Below are 17994 nucleotides of genomic sequence, written 5' to 3'. Positions count from 1 at the left end.
TCTTTTTTATATTTTATCCGATGCCTTAGAGTTCTTTATTCCATTTAAAAAGATATCCACAATTAGATCAATTTCCTCGTCCATGCTAAGATTATTTTGGCCAATATTTGGTGCAGTAAACTTTTGAATAACCATAAGCATAATTGCTCCCATAATACTCCTAAAAATTACAAGTGAATTTTTATCAATTAATTCTCCTTTTTTTATATAATCTTCTATCATATTAGTTCCAAAGTAAATTATTTTTTTTGATAATTTGTTTATTACAATTTCTCTTAATTCTTCATGATATTGTACTTCGGTTAGTAGCACCCTAATAGGAACGCTTTGTTTGATAAACAAACGTATTCTTTCTTTAATAATTACCTTAATTAAATCTTCGAATTTTTCGTTTTTGTGTATTTGGTAATTATTTTCGAGTGGTGAAATAACAAGTTTCTCCCCATATTTATCAATAAATCTAGTAAGACTTGAAACCAAAAGATCTTTTTTCTTTGGAAAATACTTAAAAATTGTACCTTCTGAAATTCCAGCTTTTTTTGCAATCATACTCGTTGGTGTTGCTGAATAGCCATATTCCGAAAATAAATTTAATGCGGATTCTATTATTTTATCTTCTGTAATTTGGCTTTTCTTCTTTTTCGTTTTCATATCCTCAGCTCCTAAAATCAACCATCAATAATTAAGTGAGTAATCACTCATTTATTAGTATACTAGCTTTTTTTTTCTTGTCAACTTTAATTTTCTTCTTGAAATCATTACAATCTGCGTTATACTATCTATGTTGGGGTATAAAATATACTCAAGTTACCATACATAGAAAGTGAGGTTCTTATGAAAAAAATAACATTAGTTTCGTTAATTTTGATTTTAATATTATCTTTAAGTGCGTGTTCAAATAGTCCAAGCAAGCAAAATAATAAACTTAATGAAAATGTTCCTACAATTGCTGTTGCTATTATGCCAGAAGTTACAATTGTAAAAGCCATTGCTGGTGATACTCTAAGAATTATACCTACTATTCCTCTAGGCGCAAGTCCTGCAAATTATCAACCCAAGCCATCTGAACTAGAAGAACTTGAAAATTCTAAATTATATTTTTCAATTGGAGTTGCTAGTGAAACTGCAAATATCTTGCCTAGAGTTGAATCAATGAAAAATCCACCTAAAATAATATATCTTAATAAATTAGTTAGCGAAAAATATCCAGATAGAACATTTAAAAACAATGTATTTTTTTCTACTGATTCATCAGTGGATTCATCTCACGGAGATGAACACACAGGACGTGATCCTCATATTTGGATGTCACCTAAAAGATATATACTTATAAGTGAAATTATTCGAGATAATTTAATAAAATTAATGCCAGAAAATAAAGATTTATATAATGAAAATGCCAAAAAATTTATTGATAAGATTAATGATGCTGATTTATATGTTAAAGAAAAACTGAATAATTTACCTAATAAAACTTTTATAATCTATCATCCTGCTCTTGGTTACTTTGCAGATGAATATAATTTAAATATGATTTCTATTGAAGAAAATGGAAAAGAATCAACTCCAAAAGGTCTTGAAAAAATAATTAATTTTGCAAAGGAAAACAATATAAGAGTTGTATTTCATCAGGCTGAAATAGATAGCTCTCAAGCTAAACTTATAGCTAATGAAATCAAAGGCAAAACCCTTGAAATTAATCCACTTAGCGAAGATTATATTAATAATTTAAAAAGCCTTGCAGACACTTTTGAAACTTCTATGAAAGGAAATTAAATGGACATTCTATTAGAACTAAAAAATATTACTGTTAAATATTCTGATAAAATAATTTTAGATGACGTATCTCTAACTATAAAAAAACATGATTTTTTAGGAATTATTGGACAAAATGGTACTGGAAAAACTACTTTACTAAAAACTATCTTAGGATTAATAAAACCTATTTCTGGAACTATAAAAAAAGAGTCAAAAATAAAATTGGGCTACGTACCTCAGTTCTCAAATTTTGACAAAAACTTTCCGATTTCAGTAAATGAAGTCGTTAAAATGGGTTCAATATCAAATAAAATTATTCCTTTCTTTAAGTTTAGCGATTCTGACAATAAAAAAACAGAGGATATTATTAAACTAATTGGAATTGAAGACATAAAAGATAATAATATTAATGAACTGTCCGGCGGTCAGCTTCAAAAAACTCTTATTGCAAGAGCGCTTATGACTAATCCCGATATATTAATTTTAGATGAACCAACTGCAAGTTTAGATAGTACATCTACTAAAGACATTTATGAAATACTTCATAAATTAAATAAAGAAAAGGCAATTATTTTAGTTTCTCATGATGTAAATGTAATCTCTTCTTATGTAAAAGATATAGCATGCTTAAATAAAAAGCTCTACTACCATGATGAAAATAAACTTACAACAAATATGTTAAATGAAGTTTATGGATGTCCTATTGATGTTATTTCGCACGGACCTGTACCTCATAGGGTTCTATCAATTCATAAGGAGGAAAAAAATGATTAATTCAATTTTCACTTATGAATTTATGCAAAATGCAATAATTGGAGGAATCCTTGCTAGTATTTTATGTGGAATTATTGGCACTATTATTATAGAAAAGAAACTTATTATGCTCAGTGGTGGAATCGCTCATACCTCTTTCGGAGGGATAGGATTTGGTTATTTTTTAGGAATCGAACCTATAATCGGAGCTTATATAATATCTACACTTTCTGCCATAGGATTAACCCTAGTTCATAAAAAAAACGATGCAAAGTCAGATGATGCTGCTATTGGAATACTATGGGCGGTTGGAATGTCTCTTGGAATTCTTTTTATTTCAATTGCACCCGGCTATCCACCTGATATGACGTCTTATTTATTTGGTGATATTTTAACTATTACAAAATTTAATATTTCTTTAATGTTATTAACAACTATAGTCGTTTCAGCTCTTATATTGCCATTTTTTAAATACTGGGAAAGCTATCTATTCGATCATGAATTTCTTAGAATTCACGGTATAAATACAAGTTATTTTGACTTTGGATTATTTCTATTAGTGTCATTTTCAATTGTATCCCTTATAAAATTAGTTGGTATAATTTTAGTAATTGCTTTAATGACTATACCACCTTCAGTAGCAAAATTATTTACGAGAAATTTAAGAAATATTATGATTTTATCTATACTACTTGGAATCTTATTTACTTTTATAGGTTTATTTATTTCATATACGTTTAATATTCCATCAGGATCAAGTATAATAATTTTTTCTGCTTCTTGTTATTTTATACTAAGAATATTTAAAAAATAATTATTTACCTACAAAAAACACCTAATACTAAAGCAATCCTATGCCAAGGACACTTAATATTAGGTGTTTTTTAGTTAATCTTTTTTGATTTTAATAATATTTAGTACATATTCATTGTTTAATATTCCATATTTAAATATAGTAACACCTACTATTGATACTACAACAAATTCTCCAAAAGCAACTTCGCCCATTGCAAGTAATAGTGGAATTTTAAATAAATAGAAAAGTTCAATTCCAATAATTAAACCATTTACAATAGCAGGAATAACTGATGCTACTAAAATATTTTTAGTTTTGCTCATTAAATAAACACTTATAAATGTAGCTAATGTTCCAAAAATAATATCTACCACACCAAGCGGTGAAAATAGATTTGATAAAAATGTTCCAAGTACTAACGCCAAAATATAAAATGGATCAATAAAAGCAAATAGTGTTAATACTTCTGACACTCTAAACTGAATATTGCCATAACTTATTGGAGCAAAAGATACTGTTAGAACGAAGTAGAGTGCTGCAACTATACCTAATTTAGTGATATCCCTTGGTTTAAGTTTCAAATTTTTTCTCCTTTACTAATCTAAATCAATCTTCTAGTAAAAATTATTTTAACTTAAATAAAAAAATTTATCAACTATTTTTAATAATGACCCTCTTTTGGTACAATACAAATAAATTTAATTGCTTTGTTACTTGTATTTTTAAATTGATGAAGTTCATTTGAAGGAACATATGCATATGAACCTGCTTTAATAGGATTCTCTTTTCCACTTAAAAATAAAGTACCTTCACCTTCAATTATATAATTAATATGTGGCCAATCATGAGTATGTTTAGGAGTAAATCCATTTGGAGCTACTTCAAATACTCTCATTACATGACTATCCCAACCTTCTTCTGGTGAAATTAAAACTTTCATAACAGCACCTTTTACTTCATCATTTTCAATAATTTTACCTTCTAATTCGTCAATATGCCCTAAAGCCATAACTTAGCACCTCCTATCCTTTTAATAAAATTATAACATATTATTGGCTTTAAAACAGACCTGGCTACCCTTTTTAAAATAAATTTGATTAATAATATTATTAATGTTATACTTTCAGTCAAAAGATAATCATATAAATTTTTTTTTACATATAATTTTTTACATTTTTCTTTATCCTATGCCTTAGAGTTCTAATACCCCCACTTCTTAAAAAAGTGGGAGATAAAGAACTCTAAAAAGGCCTGGGATTATGTTTTATCAGATTCAGTGGGAGTAAAAACTCCCTCTGAACCCAATAAATTCATTTATGAAAGGAGGCAAAATGAGTTTAAATAACAAAAGAGATTTAATACTAAATGGCAATATTAACAGAATGATTCTAATTTTAGCTCTTCCTGTAATGGCTAACAATTTAATACAAACTATTTATAATCTTACTGACACGTATTTTGTAAGTAAACTTGGAACTACACAAATTGCATCTATTCAGTTTATCTGGCCAGTTATATTTTTTATGATTTCAATAGGAATGGGAGTATCTATTGCTGGTACAAGTCTTATATCTCAATATATAGGCGCAAATGAATTAGAAAATGCTAAAAAGGTAACTGGACAAGTTATTTCTTTTTCATTCTTGATTTCAATATTTCTTGGAGTCGTAGGTTTTTTTCTAACTAGCCCACTTCTAAAATTTATGGGTGCAAAAGGTGAGTTTCTACTATACTCTACTTCTTTCTTGAAAATAATATTTATTGGTTCACCAACAATGTTTGCCATGTTCTCATATAACGCAATTAGATCTGGTCTTGGAGATACAGTGAAACCTATGATAATCGGTTTATTATCTGTGATACTTAATATTATACTTGACCCCGTTTTAATATTCTATTTTCATATGGGAGTTAAAGGTGCTGCAATTGCTACTGTTATCTCAAGAGCAATTTTTGGACTTTACGCTATTTTAACTTTATTTAATCAAAATAATGATTTTTACATTTCATATAAACATCTACTAATTGATAAATCCTTATTAAGTAAAATTATTAAAATCGGTATACCTTCATCAATTGGTCAATCTACAACGGCAGTAGGATTTATGGTTCTCAATATTTTTATTGTTTCATTTGGAGAAGCTACTCTAACTGCATTTGCTATTGGAAATAGAATAAATAGTCTTATACTTATGCCTGCAATGGGAATTGGTAGCGCACTTGCAACAATAGTAGGACAAAACCTAGGAGCTGATAACCCTAAAAGAGCAAAAAAAGCTGTATTTTCAAGCACTGTAATTACTACTGCTTTTTTAGTTCTTGGTGGAATGATACTAATTTATTTTGCTTCACCAATTGTAAAATTATTTTCTAGTGATCCTTCAGTTATTTCTCAAGGAACATACTATTTGATACTAGTCACTCTTTCTATTCCTCTTATGGGATTTTTTCAGATATTAATTGGAACTTTTCAAGGCTCTGGTCATACGCTTTCAGCTATGATTATGATGATGGGAAGACTCTGGGCTCTTAGGATACCAATGATAATTATTTTTAAAAATTATACAAATCTTGGAACAAACTCTGTATGGTATGCTATGATACTTAGTAACCTAATAATCTGTATAGTAGGATATATAATATATAAAACAGGTAAGTGGCAAAGAAAAAAAATCAAATAGTAAAACTACGCTTCAACGGCTTTGCCGTGAGGCGCTTCGTTTTATTATTTGATTTTAACCTTTTAGGAGCTTTATCCGATGCCTTAGAGTTCTAATACAGTTTATTTAACCATTCTTTGGCATTTTCTATTGATTTTTCTACTGATTTTTTTCCACTTCCTCCATAAGATATTTTTCTGTTAACTGATTTTTCGACGTTTATATATTCGTATACATCTTCTTCTATTATTTCAGAAATACTTTTGAATTCTTTAATAGTTAATTCTTCTAATCTTTTATTGTTTTCTATAGAATATTTCACTAAATTACCTGACACAGAATGTGCATTCCTAAACTCTAAGCCTTTTGTCACTAAATAGTCTGCAAGATCAGTTGCATTTAGATATCCATCTTTGACGCTAGAGAGCATTTTTTCTTTATTAAATTTTATTTCTGAAATCATGTCTTCTAGAACTTCAAGCACAATTGTTATTGTTTTACTTGTATCAAATAAACTTTCTTTATCTTCTTGCATATCTTTATTATATGCAAGTGGAAGTCCTTTCATAACTGTTAATATAGAAAAAAGATTTCCGTATACTCTTCCAGTTTTACCTCTAATTAGTTCAAATGCATCTGGATTCTTTTTTTGTGGCATTATACTACTTCCCGTAGAATATTTATCTGATATTTCTATAAAAGCAAATTCACTTGATGCCCAAAGTATCATTTCCTCAGATAGTCTACTAAGGTGCATCATTAGCATCGAGGAATTACTTTGAAATTCAACAATAAAATCTCTATCACTCACTGAATCAAGAGCATTTTCACTTGGCATATCAAATCCTAATTCTTTTGATAAAAAAAATCTATCTGAATTATATGGAGTTCCTGAGAGTGCTCCTGATCCTAGTGGCATAGTGGCTAATCTTTCAAGAGAATTAGAAAATCTTTCATAATCCCTTTTTAACATATTGAAGTAAGTCATAAAATAAAAAGCTAAAGTAATTGGCTGTGCTCTTTGCAAATGAGTATAACCAGGTAAAATAACATCATAATTTTTCTCTGATATTTTAATTATTTTTTTTTGCAACTTAATAATTTTTTTTATTATCATTTCAGTTTGTTTTCTAGTATACATTTTTACATCTAATGCTACTTGATCATTTCTACTTCTTGCCGTATGAAGTTTCTTACCAAGTTCACCTACTTCTTTTGTAAGCAAATATTCTATATTCATATGAATATCTTCGAGCTTTGTAGAAAACTTAGTTTTTCCAAGTAAAATTTCATCCTTAATTTTATCTAAGGCATTTACTACTAGGCTAAGCTCTTTTTCATTAAATATACCAATTTTATTTAACATTTTAGCATGAGCAATAGATCCTTCAATATCTTCTTTATACATTTCTTTATCAAATGAAATTGATTCATTAAAAATTTCTAATAAATTTGAACTTTCTTCGCTGAACCTTCCTCCCCACATTTTCATATTGCAGCCTTTGATTTTGAAAACATTTTTTCATCTAAATCTTCTTTAATAAAATCAACTAAAGTTTCACTATCATACATATACATATTGTCAAACTCTATTTCATTAGTTTTATTTTCATTAAGATTATTATTTAATATTGCTTTTATTTTTAATGGAAGAGTAAATAAATTAATAAATCCCTCAGCGTCTTTTTGATTATATACTTCATCTTCACCAAATGTAACATATTCCTCTGAATATAATGAATACATTGATTTTGTCGCAATTGATGTGCATTTTCCCTTATATAGTTTTAATTTAACTTCACCAGTAACGTTCTCCTGAGTTGAATCAATAAATGAATCTATAGCTTCCTTAAGGGGTGAAAACCATAATCCATCATATACTAGATCTGCATATTTCTGAGATACTTGTTTTTTAAAAGAAAGTGTTTGTCTATCTAAAACAAGTTTTTCTAATGATTTATGGGCTTCATAAATTATAGTTCCACCAGGAGTTTCATATACACCTCTTGATTTCATACCTACTAATCTATTTTCTACAATATCAATAATTCCTACACCATGTTTTGAACCAATTTCATTTAGTTTATAAATAAGATCTACCGGACTGTAAGAAATACCATTTATTTTTATTGGAAGTCCTGATTCAAAAGTTAAGGAAATCTCTTCAACTTCATCTTGCCCTTTTTCAGGAGATACACACCATTTGTAGACATCTTCACTATGAATATTCCAAGGATCTTCTAAATTTCCTCCTTCATGAGAGATATGCCATAAATTCTCATCTCTTGAATAAATATTCTTTTTTGTTACAGTAAGACTAATATTGTTTTCCTTAGCATATTCAATACAATCCTCTCTTGATTTTAAATTCCATTCTCTCCACGGAGCAATAATTTTTAATTCTGGAGATAAAGCTTTTATTCCAGCTTCAAATCTCACTTGATCATTACCTTTTCCTGTAGCTCCATGAGCAATAGCACTAGCACCCTCTATTTTAGCTATTTCTACAAGTTTTTTAGCTATTAGAGGTCTTGCAAATGAAGTTCCAAGTAAGTAATCATCTTCATAAATTGCACCCGCTTTTATTCCCTTATATAGGTAATTTTTAACGAATTCTTCTTTAACATCAACAATATAAGCTTTTTTTGCACCAGTTTTAAGTGCTTTTTTCCATATATCAGAATATTCTTCTTTTTGACCTACATCTACACATACTGCAATAACATCATAACCTTTTTCTACCTCTAACCATTTTAATATCACTGAAGTATCAAGTCCACCTGAATATGCTAATACAACTTTTTCTTTCATAATATAACCCCTCACTTTCGTTTATTTATACACCTATATGTATAAATATGAAAAATAAAATAAAAAAAAGCCCTTAATCTTTTTAGATTAAGAACTTTTTCAACTTATTGTGTAATCAACCCTAAAAATAAGGGGCGAATTATCCGCGGTACCACCCTTTTTTATAACTCTAATCAGTACGGAAATTAATCGATACCTATCCTTATGATAACGGAAGGATTCCGCCTCAACTTACTAATTTCTTTTGAGGAACTCAAACTAGTTCTCAATATAATCATTATTGTGCAATCTCACACCAACATTGCATCGCTGAACTAAATTCATATATATTTTCTAGTTTTCAAACGTTTTTATTTTTAACTTGTTCTTATTATACACATGCATAAATATGCTGTCAATAGTTTTTAATATTTTTTTATAAATTTTTTATATTTTTAGACTGTTTAAATTTTTTTTTCATATTATACATATTTTTATCTGCTTCAATAATTATGCTATCATGACTTTTTTCAACTTCTCCGTGATATTCTGAGTAGCCATAACTAACAGATATATCATATCCTCTATTTGCAAAAGTATTTAGTTCTGAATATTCATTATTAATTCTTTTAAGTACAACTTCAGCCTCATCTATTGTTGTATTTGGAAATACAATTAAAAACTCATCTCCACCTAATCTTGATACAATATCAGATTCTCTTACTTCGTCATTAATAACCTTGGTAACAATTGTAATTAATTCATCTCCAAAATCATGTCCCATTGTATCATTTACTTTTTTTAGTCCATTTATATCAATAAAACATACTGTCAAATTTTGTTTTGTTCTTTTAGCAATATGATATTGTTTTTTAAAAAGCTCGATTCCTTCATTTCTATTATAGGTATTTGTCATTATATCGATTGTAGCTTTTTCATTTAGTTTTTTCTCAAGCTCTTTCTTTTCTGTTAAATCAATTCCAACACTTAATATCTCAATAACTTTATTGTCATCATTTCTTAGAACAGTATTATACCATCCAAGTATTTTTACAGAACCATCTTTTGCAATAATTTCATTTTCATAATATTCTTCCATTTCTTCACTGCCACTATAAATATTATAAAAAACTTCTTCTACTGAAGATCTTATTTCTAAAGGCACAAATTCTTCTATCCAATTTTTCCCTAAAACCTTTTCCTTACTTGTCTTTAAAATATTTGCTCCTCTATTATTTATCATATTAATTTTTGCTTTTTCTCCAAGAATTAAAAAAATAATATTTGCAGATTCTAAATAACCCTCAAATTCTTTTTTTATTTTTTTTATAGTAGTATATAATTCAGAATCTTCATCAGAAGAATTTTTTATCATTTTTATATCATTATTAGAATCATCGCTAGTCGAAAATTTATTATTATATTTTAAAACTGTTTTCTCAAATAAGTAATACGATACTAAGGCTGTTATAGCTGGAAGTATAAACATAAAAAATCTAACTTTGATATTTAATATATTATGTATAATGTAAGTAGTTTCAAGAAAAATTGTCAATACCAAAAAATAAATTGAAATTCTTTTTTGCTTTCTTGTCATATTACCTCCTCCAACTATTTTACTTAATAAGTAATAATTTTTAGTATTCATAAAATCAAAATACACTTTAATTTGTTTTACTATAGTATTTATTTATAAGCATAGACCAATTTCCAATATTTTCAAATCCTAATCTATGATAAATCTTACCAGCTAACTCATTATCATAAAAAAGGCATACTTTTTTATTTTTTAAAAGAAGGTCCCTTGCCAAATTAGAAACGCATTTACTTGCATAACCTTTTCCTCTGTCTCCTTCTTTGGTACATACTCCAATCACCATAGCCGAATCTTTGTTTTCAGCTGTTATCTGCGCTAATGAAATTATTTCTCCTTCTCTATTTTTATAAAAATAAATTTTTGTCTTATTTTCAGAAATTTCTTTTTGAATTCTTTCTAAAGGTACTTGGCCTATTTTTCTAAATTCTATAATTGTATTTCGTAGGTCATATATTGCTTTTGCATCTTCTAATTTTGCAATTTGCACATTTGCATCTTTTTCTTTTAATAATTCACTAGACGATAATTCTAAAAAATATTCTCTTCTAATAGTTGATTTGTAAAACACGTCAGAAAATTTTTCAATTATTGAAGACTTTCCAGATAAAATATTTAATTCAGGAAAGCTTTTTAATAGTTCTTTAAATTCGGCAATAATCATTAATTCCTCTTCTAAAGTATCTAATAATTGATCATTATAATAAACAATAAAATAATTATAATACTTTAGTAATACACCTTTAATCACATTATCACTATCATAATATCCCCATAAAGTTTGATAATCTTTATTAAATCCTTCATTTTCAATATCACCAATTATAAATATATTTATAGATGGCTCAACTAATAAAAATTCTAACACATTTTTTCTATCCTCTTCATTTACAACTCTAACCATAGGTCACCAACTTTCATATTTGTTTATATTATAACCTTTCAAAATTCTAATAACAATATTTTTATTATATTGCAAGAAAAAATCATACCTTTTTTAAATTTATCCTGCACATTTTATTTATTAATGATAAACTATAATAGTAAAGCATAACTAATATAATAAAATTATAGGAGGTATTATGTCAAAATTAATTGGAACTGAAACAGAAAAAAATCTATTAAAAGCTTTTGCCGGTGAATCTCAAGCTAAAAACAGATATACTTTTTTTGCAAAGCAAGCTAAAAAAGATGGATTTGAGCAAATATCCGCACTTTTTTTAGAAACTGCATTAAACGAAGAGCAGCATGCTAAAACATTTTTTAGATTCTTGCCTTCAGGTGAACCCGTTGAAATAATCGCAAAATATCCTGCTGGAAAAATTGCAAGCACATTAGAAAACCTAAAAGCTGCTGCTGCTGGTGAAAATGAAGAATGGACAGATTTATATCCCGAATTTTCAAGAGTTGCAAAAGCAGAAGGATTTGATGATATTGCAAGAGCATTTAAAAATATATTAAAAGTTGAAAAAGAACATGAAGCAAGATATTTAAAACTCGCTAAAAACATTGAAAATAATAAATCTTTTACTTCAAAAGAAAATGTAAAATGGAAGTGCAGAAAATGTGGCTATGTTCATGAAGGAACATCAGCTCCAAATGTTTGTCCAGCATGTTCCCATCCACAAGGTTATTTTGAGAGAAAAGAAAGTAACTATTAAATATTTATTAGAACTTTAAAATTCATTTAAAAAACGATAAAAAAACCGACTTTTTAATTTCCATCAAATAGTCGGTTTTTTTATCATTAAATTTTCCTAAAGGTACAAATCCTTTTATTATCAGTATATATAATTTCAAATCCTATTTTTTCTGCAATAAACTGAAGTGTTTTAATCGAATAAAATGATATATGTGTTTTATCACGTCTATACCACCAATTAAGGAATTTTTCTTTATCATTGTAATGAAAAATTGTCATAAAAGAAAATATTCCATTAATTCTAAGTCTGTCGTAAATCAATGTAAATACTTCAATTGGATTTTCAATATGCTCTAAAACTTCAGTAGATAAAACTAAATCATAAGTTTTTCCCTCATATATTTTTTTAGGTTGATAATGTAAATCATAACAATCAACGCTAAAATCATACTCTCTTTTTATTATTTCAGATAAAACAGGCGTAGGGCCACTCCCGAAATCAAGGGCCTTACCACTATCTATAAAATCTAATACACCCTTATCAAGAAAATTATTAAACATAGACACATAACCTTCATCTTCAAGAGAATTTTCATGTAGATTATAAACTTCTCTTTCCTGTGCAAAAGTAATTTTTTTTTCTAAATCCATCTGAATAAATTCACAATTTGTGCAATGAAAATACTCAGTGTCAAACTGTTTATCGTAATAAATTTCTGTTTCCTTGCCGCAAATTTTACAATTATTCAATTTTTACTCCTTAATTCCTCTATTTATATTATATGCATATCTAATAATTAATTATGATTAATTGTTGAAACAATACACACTGAAGATTCAAAAAATGTGTCACTATCGAGTTCAAGTAATTTGAAGTCCAAACTTTCATTTTTACTTATATTTAAAATAAAGGCATCTCCTTTATATAGTTTTACGTGTTTATCCATGAAACTAATCATTATATTACTTGAAAGATTATAAATAACTTTAGTTTGATATTCATAATCATCTTTGGTATTTAAACTACCACTAAACAACATTTTTTTCCTTAAGTCAATTGATATTACTTCCCCTTCACTTTCTCCTTTCATCATCAAATTAAAATCTTTTGCCCGTCCAAAACTTTTTGTCGTATTGTCGCCCCAAAATTCATCAGTTTCATATTGAAAAAGTGTTTTTTCATACTTACCTTCATGTGATAATTTAACGTTTCCTTTTAATATCATCAATATTCTCTTTACACCTGGCAAAGGTGTAAAGAGTGATTCATCAACATCAATAGTTGCACTACTTATTCTATAAATAAATTCTCTTTTTTTGTAAGAAGCATTTTCCGGATAAATTGCTATTTCTCTAGTAGTCCCACCACTCCATTTTTTTAAAGTCATATTTTCTTTTTTTATTATTTTATAATTCATTTTATCACTCCAAATTTACTTAAACTTTTCTAAATCTATAGTTTATTATAAGTTATTTATGATTAAAAAGCCATATTTAGGGTATATATAATGTTAGAAATATTGGTATCAATTTATCCGATGTCTTAAAGTTCTAATCCCCCCACTTCTTAAAAAAAGCGGGTGGGATAAAGAACTCTAAAAAGGCTCTGGATTATGTTTTCTAAGATTCAGTGGGAGTAAAAACTCCCTCTGAATCCAAGAAATTCATTTATCTTAAAGGTGGTGATGATATGAAAAAAGCTCTAATTAACCAAATTATTTCACTTAGAGAAAAAAGAAAAATAATTGAAGCTGAACTCGGACTATCTTCTGAAAACACTCATATTTTCTCAAAAGAAGAAATGTTGCTAATTAAGCAAGATATTAACAATGAAAAAGCTTACAAAGAACTTGAAGATATTAATCTAGAATTAATTAACACCGAAGATCAATTTTTCAAAGAATACAGTGAAACTGATGGAAGTGATAGAACCGAGAGATGGAACAAAGAATTTGAAGGAATGATAAATCAAGAAATAATTAGAAAAATCTATGAATAGTAAAAATACAAAAGTTATTGATTAATATTATCAATAACTTTTGTATTCATCAGATTCTATTACTCCATCTCTTAGCCTAATTATTCTATTTGCATAACTAGCTACATGTTCATCGTGAGTAATAACAATAATTGTTTTACCTTCTTTATGAAGACTTTCAAATAATTTAAGTATTTCATCTCCAGAATGTGTATCTAAATTTCCAGTTGGTTCATCTGCTAGAATTATTTCCGGATTACAAATTAAAGCTCTTGCAATTGCAACTCTTTGCTGTTGACCTCCTGAAAGTTCTGTAGGCCTGTGATTTATTCTATCTAATAGATCAACTTTTTCAATATATTTTGTAGCAATCATTTTAGTTTCACTTTTTTTTAATCCTTTTATTAATAAAGGAAGTTGAACATTATATAATACATCAAATTTGCTAATCAAATTGAATTTTTGAAACACAAAACCTATTTCTCTGTTTCTAATAACCGCTAGCTCATCTTCATTTTTTTTGTCTATATTTTCTCCGTTCAAAAAATACTTTCCACTACTTTTAGTATCAATACAACCTAAAATATTCATAATAGTTGATTTACCAGAACCTGAAGGTCCAAAGATTGCAACATATTCACCTTTATTGATAGATAAATTAATTTCTTTTAATACTTCAAGTTCATAGCTTCCCATTTTATATGATTTATTTAAATTTGTTAAATTAATTAATGATTCATTCATTTTTTCACCCACTTTATTAAAATCATTATTTAGTAGTTTGAATAATATTTATTCTATCTGCATAAATAGTTTTTGAAGATGGATTTTCCAATTTTTCACTATTAGTTAACTCATCGTCTATAACCACCATAATATTAATACCCTTTACTAAACTATCAATATCTAAACTAGTATTCGGAGTACTTCTAGAAATAATATCAGTTCCTACTGGAATCACAAGACTTATGGTTTCACCCGTTTTTTCAAAAGAAGTCCTAGCACTAAATCCATTGTTTTTTCCAAAAGTACCTGGTGGTTTCATCCCTCCACCTACTGGAGCACTGCCAGCTACTAATGAAACCGTTTTAGTAGTTGATGAATTAGATTCGCTGGTACTATCTTTTTCACTACTTACATTTCTCTCTGGCATTTTATACAAATCAAGAGTTATTACATTTCCAACTTTTTTACTCACCTGGCCCATAATTCTCGTTTTATTAGCACTATCTACATAATTTGAGTCTGTTTTACTACTTGATACATTTTCCTCGTCATTTACGTTAATATCAATATTTTGTTCTTCCAATGTCTTTATTTTAATTTCATTTTTATCAGTAGCTTTAGAAGAACATCCCGTTAATGCGAGTATAATAATTAATCCCAATATTACTATCTTATATTTCATATTTACCTCCCTATTATAATTAATTTTTATTTTTTTTGTTTATTCAAATATACTTTATCTTTATTCATATCTAAGTGCGTCAATTGGTTTTAATTTTGATGCTGAAAGCGCTGGATAATATCCAAAAAATACTCCTGTTACTAAAGAAAATAAAGCTGCTAAAATATATGCATCAAATGATGGAATTACTGGTATTGATGTATATTTCATAAGAGGTACTGCGATAAAACTAATTCCAATTCCTAGAGTGCCTCCTATCACACTAATTGCAATTGACTCAAATAAAAAAATTAAAAGTATATCTTTTCTCTTTGCTCCAAGAGCTTTTAGAATACCTATTTCTTTTGTTCTTTCTTTTACAGAAACAAATAGTACATTCATAATTCCAATTCCACCTACTACTAGAACAATTACAGCTACCGATGTAAGTAATATTGTCATTAAACTAGCTGATTCTTTTGCTGAAGTTAGTGCACTTCCTGCATCTCTAATCATAAATGGATTCCCACCAGTTGATGCATACTCTTTATTCAGTATATCCGTTACTTCTGTATTTAAATCACTCGTTTCTTGAACACTACTTGCTTGAAGCATAATAGCTGCCTTCGATTTTTTTCCAGCAATATATGATTCATATGTTGAGTATGGAAAAAATATTGCCTCATCAGCCGATGAAAAACCGACCATCTTACCATTTTGTTTTAATACACCAACAATTAAGTATCGTCTGCCCTTTATTTTAAGTGTTTCTCCAACTGCATCAGATGAGTTTTCAAAAAGAGATGAAGCAACTTCACTACCTAAAACAGCTTTTTTTTCCCTTTTATCAACATTTTCTTCTTCAATAAAATTACCATATTCTACTACAAAATTATTAATATTAGAAAAATTTTCATGCACTCCAAGTGCACTACCTGAAAAATCTTCATATCCTGCACTTACCGATACATTTCCTTGATAAAATATTTCTGAATTTTTTAGTAAAGTAGAATTTTCTCTTATATATTCAAGATCATCATCAGAAATTTCTAGATTTGATTCTCTACCACCCATAACAGTAATAATATCCGCATTTAACCTTGAAAATTGTTCTTCAACAGATTTTTGACCTCCACTACCAATTGATATTACAAGTACAATAGTAGCAGAACCAACTATAATTCCAAGAGTAGTTAGAAAAAGTCTAAATTTATTTGAAGCTAAATTTGCAATAACCGAACGAAATATCTCAGTCAACCTCATTTTTACACCACCTAACATTAATATATAAGTTTTTGTCCAACTTCAATACCTTTTATAACTTCAACGTATTTACCATCTGTAAGACCTGTTACAATTACTCTTTCTTCACCAGTACCTTCTCCTGTAGATACTATTACGACTTGTTTTGAACCAACTTTTTTAACTGCTTTATTTGGGATTTTAATAACTCCTAATTTTTCTAATAAAATAAAACTAACTGTAGATGTCATACCATCCATAATATTTTCATCGTTTTCATCAAGTAAAAGTGTAACTTTATAATTAACAATACCATTAGAGTCTACTATAGGATCTCTATCAATTTCTGTTACTTTTGCTACAAATTTTTTATCCGAAAGCGCTTCTATTTCAATATATGCTTTTTGGCCAATTGAAACGCTTGATATGTCTATTTCTTGTACTTCAGTGGTCACATATGTTTTTCCATCTTCTTCAATTTTCATCACAACATCTGAATTATTAACACTTTCATTAATATCACTATTTATTTCAATTACTTTTCCGCTTTTTAGGGCAGTAAGCGTATTATCTTTTAAATCATTCTCTAATTTTTTTACAGTATTATCAGCTTTATTAATAGCAATATTATCGCTCGTTAAAGTTGAAATTGGTTTATTTACAATTTTATAGTTCTCATATTCTTCTAAACTAAGATTATAATTATTTTCAGCAATATCTATCTCATTTTGAGAATAAGATGATGATAAATTTTTCATATTTTCAAGATTTTTTTTATTCATCTGATATATATTTATAAATTTATTAAGTTGATATTTATAATTTGTAGTATTCTTTGAAAACTCATTCTCATTCTTTTCTTTAGTTAATATTGCATTGTTTAAATTAAGCTTTGCATCATTTAATGATGCTATAAGGTCTGTAGAATCAATCGATATTAACTCCTCACCTTTTTTAACACGTTGATTTAAAGACACATTTACATTCATTATTTTACCTGATAAATCAAAATTATAATTTCTAATTGGAATTTCGATTTGACCATCCGCAATTATATCAACGACTATATCTCCCTTTGAAACGTCCGCGAAGGTATATGATTTTCCTGACTCGTCAGTTGATTCTTTACCACTACTAATAAAATAATAACTTCCAATTACTATTAAAGCTGTAATTACAGCTCCTATTACTATTTTGTTTTTCATTCTTTTCACTCCCTTTTTTTGTACATAGTAAAACATTATTTGTCTTCTATAATTATATTATTCAATTGTTACAAGCTTGTGATTGAATAGTATTTTTTTTGCAAAAAAAATACAAGCACAACCATTAACTTATGGTTGTGCTTGTATTTTTATCAAAACTTAGTTAAATATAATTTTTATTCGTTTTAT

General features: G+C 27.7%; 18 protein-coding genes, 1 pseudogene and 1 other annotated feature. Of the genes and pseudogenes, 6 read left to right on the top strand and 13 right to left on the bottom strand.

Going from position 1 to position 17994, the window contains the following annotated elements; all coding sequences use genetic code 11:
• Window positions 1-6 precede the first annotated feature (6 nt).
• Window positions 7-651 carry a TetR/AcrR family transcriptional regulator gene (locus AACH12_RS03845; RefSeq protein WP_338536758.1) on the bottom strand — a complete coding sequence of 215 codons (645 nt, stop codon included), beginning with the start codon at window positions 649-651 and terminating at the stop codon, window positions 7-9.
• A 183-nt stretch (window positions 652-834) separates the two neighbouring features.
• Between AACH12_RS03845 and AACH12_RS03840 the strand changes: the two genes are divergently transcribed.
• The 3 genes from AACH12_RS03840 to AACH12_RS03830 are packed head-to-tail and all read left to right on the top strand — an operon-like array spanning window position 835 to window position 3325.
• Complete coding sequence (locus AACH12_RS03840) at window positions 835-1776, top strand: metal ABC transporter solute-binding protein, Zn/Mn family (protein ID WP_338536757.1); 942 nt, start codon at window positions 835-837, stop codon at window positions 1774-1776.
• On the top strand, window positions 1777-2532 hold the full coding sequence (locus tag AACH12_RS03835; protein ID WP_338536756.1) for a metal ABC transporter ATP-binding protein: 756 nt from the start codon (window positions 1777-1779) through the stop codon (window positions 2530-2532).
• Window positions 2525-3325, top strand: coding sequence for a metal ABC transporter permease (locus AACH12_RS03830; RefSeq protein WP_338536755.1), 801 nt, complete (start codon window positions 2525-2527; stop codon window positions 3323-3325). Before AACH12_RS03835 ends, AACH12_RS03830 begins: the two co-directional genes overlap by 8 nt.
• A gap of 74 nt (window positions 3326-3399) precedes the next feature.
• Here the strand turns inward: AACH12_RS03830 and AACH12_RS03825 are convergent, their stop codons facing one another.
• Window positions 3400-3888, bottom strand: a complete 489-nt coding sequence (locus tag AACH12_RS03825) for a QueT transporter family protein (protein ID WP_338536754.1) — start codon at window positions 3886-3888, stop codon at window positions 3400-3402.
• An 80-nt stretch (window positions 3889-3968) separates the two neighbouring features.
• Entirely contained in the window at window positions 3969-4316 is a 348-nt protein-coding gene (locus AACH12_RS03820) for a cupin domain-containing protein (RefSeq protein ID WP_338536753.1), read from the bottom strand.
• A 322-nt stretch (window positions 4317-4638) separates the two neighbouring features.
• Here AACH12_RS03820 and AACH12_RS03815 point away from each other — a divergent pair, with 322 nt between their 5' ends.
• Window positions 4639-5988: an MATE family efflux transporter gene (locus tag AACH12_RS03815; RefSeq protein WP_338536752.1), complete on the top strand. Its 1350-nt coding sequence runs from the start codon at window positions 4639-4641 to the stop codon at window positions 5986-5988.
• Window positions 5989-6079: 91 nt separating this feature from the next.
• Here the strand turns inward: AACH12_RS03815 and argH are convergent, their stop codons facing one another.
• The 4 genes and pseudogenes from argH to AACH12_RS03795 form a co-directional block, all read right to left on the bottom strand.
• On the bottom strand, window positions 6080-7459 hold the full coding sequence (argH, locus tag AACH12_RS03810) for an argininosuccinate lyase (RefSeq protein WP_338536751.1): 1380 nt from the start codon (window positions 7457-7459) through the stop codon (window positions 6080-6082).
• Window positions 7460-7593: 134 nt separating this feature from the next.
• Window positions 7594-8778: pseudogene (locus AACH12_RS03805) on the bottom strand (argininosuccinate synthase); the annotation flags it as partial.
• 127 nt (window positions 8779-8905) lie between these two features.
• Window positions 8906-9132 (bottom strand) — a binding site (T-box leader).
• Window positions 9133-9193: 61 nt separating this feature from the next.
• Window positions 9194-10354 carry a sensor domain-containing diguanylate cyclase gene (locus AACH12_RS03800; RefSeq protein WP_338536750.1) on the bottom strand — a complete coding sequence of 387 codons (1161 nt, stop codon included), beginning with the start codon at window positions 10352-10354 and terminating at the stop codon, window positions 9194-9196.
• A gap of 67 nt (window positions 10355-10421) precedes the next feature.
• Complete coding sequence (locus tag AACH12_RS03795; protein ID WP_338536749.1) at window positions 10422-11255, bottom strand: GNAT family N-acetyltransferase; 834 nt, start codon at window positions 11253-11255, stop codon at window positions 10422-10424.
• A 178-nt stretch (window positions 11256-11433) separates the two neighbouring features.
• Between AACH12_RS03795 and rbr the strand changes: the two genes are divergently transcribed.
• On the top strand, window positions 11434-12012 hold the full coding sequence (gene rbr, locus AACH12_RS03790; RefSeq protein ID WP_338536748.1) for a rubrerythrin: 579 nt from the start codon (window positions 11434-11436) through the stop codon (window positions 12010-12012).
• Window positions 12013-12098: 86 nt separating this feature from the next.
• Here the strand turns inward: rbr and AACH12_RS03785 are convergent, their stop codons facing one another.
• Together AACH12_RS03785 and AACH12_RS03780 are read right to left on the bottom strand one after the other, a co-directional pair.
• A complete protein-coding gene (locus AACH12_RS03785; protein ID WP_338536747.1) occupies window positions 12099-12743 on the bottom strand; it encodes a class I SAM-dependent methyltransferase in 645 nt (214 codons plus the stop codon).
• Window positions 12744-12790: 47 nt separating this feature from the next.
• Window positions 12791-13411: a HutD family protein gene (locus AACH12_RS03780; RefSeq protein ID WP_338536746.1), complete on the bottom strand. Its 621-nt coding sequence runs from the start codon at window positions 13409-13411 to the stop codon at window positions 12791-12793.
• A 272-nt stretch (window positions 13412-13683) separates the two neighbouring features.
• On the opposite strand from AACH12_RS03780, the gene AACH12_RS03775 reads away from it, so the two are divergent.
• A complete protein-coding gene (locus AACH12_RS03775) occupies window positions 13684-13992 on the top strand; it encodes a hypothetical protein (RefSeq protein ID WP_338536745.1) in 309 nt (102 codons plus the stop codon).
• 30 nt (window positions 13993-14022) lie between these two features.
• Here AACH12_RS03775 and AACH12_RS03770 read toward each other — a convergent pair whose 3' ends face one another.
• Genes AACH12_RS03770 through AACH12_RS03755 form a run of 4 tightly spaced genes read right to left on the bottom strand, consistent with a single transcriptional unit; the run spans window position 14023 to window position 17805 of the window.
• The gene (locus AACH12_RS03770) at window positions 14023-14715 is read right to left on the bottom strand and encodes an ABC transporter ATP-binding protein (protein WP_338536744.1); all 693 of its coding nucleotides are present in this window, start codon (window positions 14713-14715) and stop codon (window positions 14023-14025) included.
• Between the two features lie 25 nt (window positions 14716-14740).
• Window positions 14741-15379 (bottom strand): hypothetical protein, encoded by a 639-nt coding sequence (locus AACH12_RS03765; protein WP_338536743.1) that lies wholly within the window; start codon window positions 15377-15379, stop codon window positions 14741-14743.
• Window positions 15380-15439: 60 nt separating this feature from the next.
• Entirely contained in the window at window positions 15440-16621 is a 1182-nt protein-coding gene (locus tag AACH12_RS03760) for an ABC transporter permease (RefSeq protein ID WP_338536742.1), read from the bottom strand.
• 17 nt (window positions 16622-16638) lie between these two features.
• A complete protein-coding gene (locus AACH12_RS03755) occupies window positions 16639-17805 on the bottom strand; it encodes an efflux RND transporter periplasmic adaptor subunit (protein ID WP_338536741.1) in 1167 nt (388 codons plus the stop codon).
• Window positions 17806-17994 lie beyond the last annotated feature (189 nt).

It is taken from the genome of Helicovermis profundi, assembly GCF_033097505.1.
Lineage (GTDB): Bacteria > Bacillota > Clostridia > Peptostreptococcales > Acidaminobacteraceae > Helicovermis > Helicovermis profundi.
The sequence above is the reverse complement of the archived record's forward strand: the minus strand, read 5'-3'. Positions and strand labels throughout refer to the sequence as shown.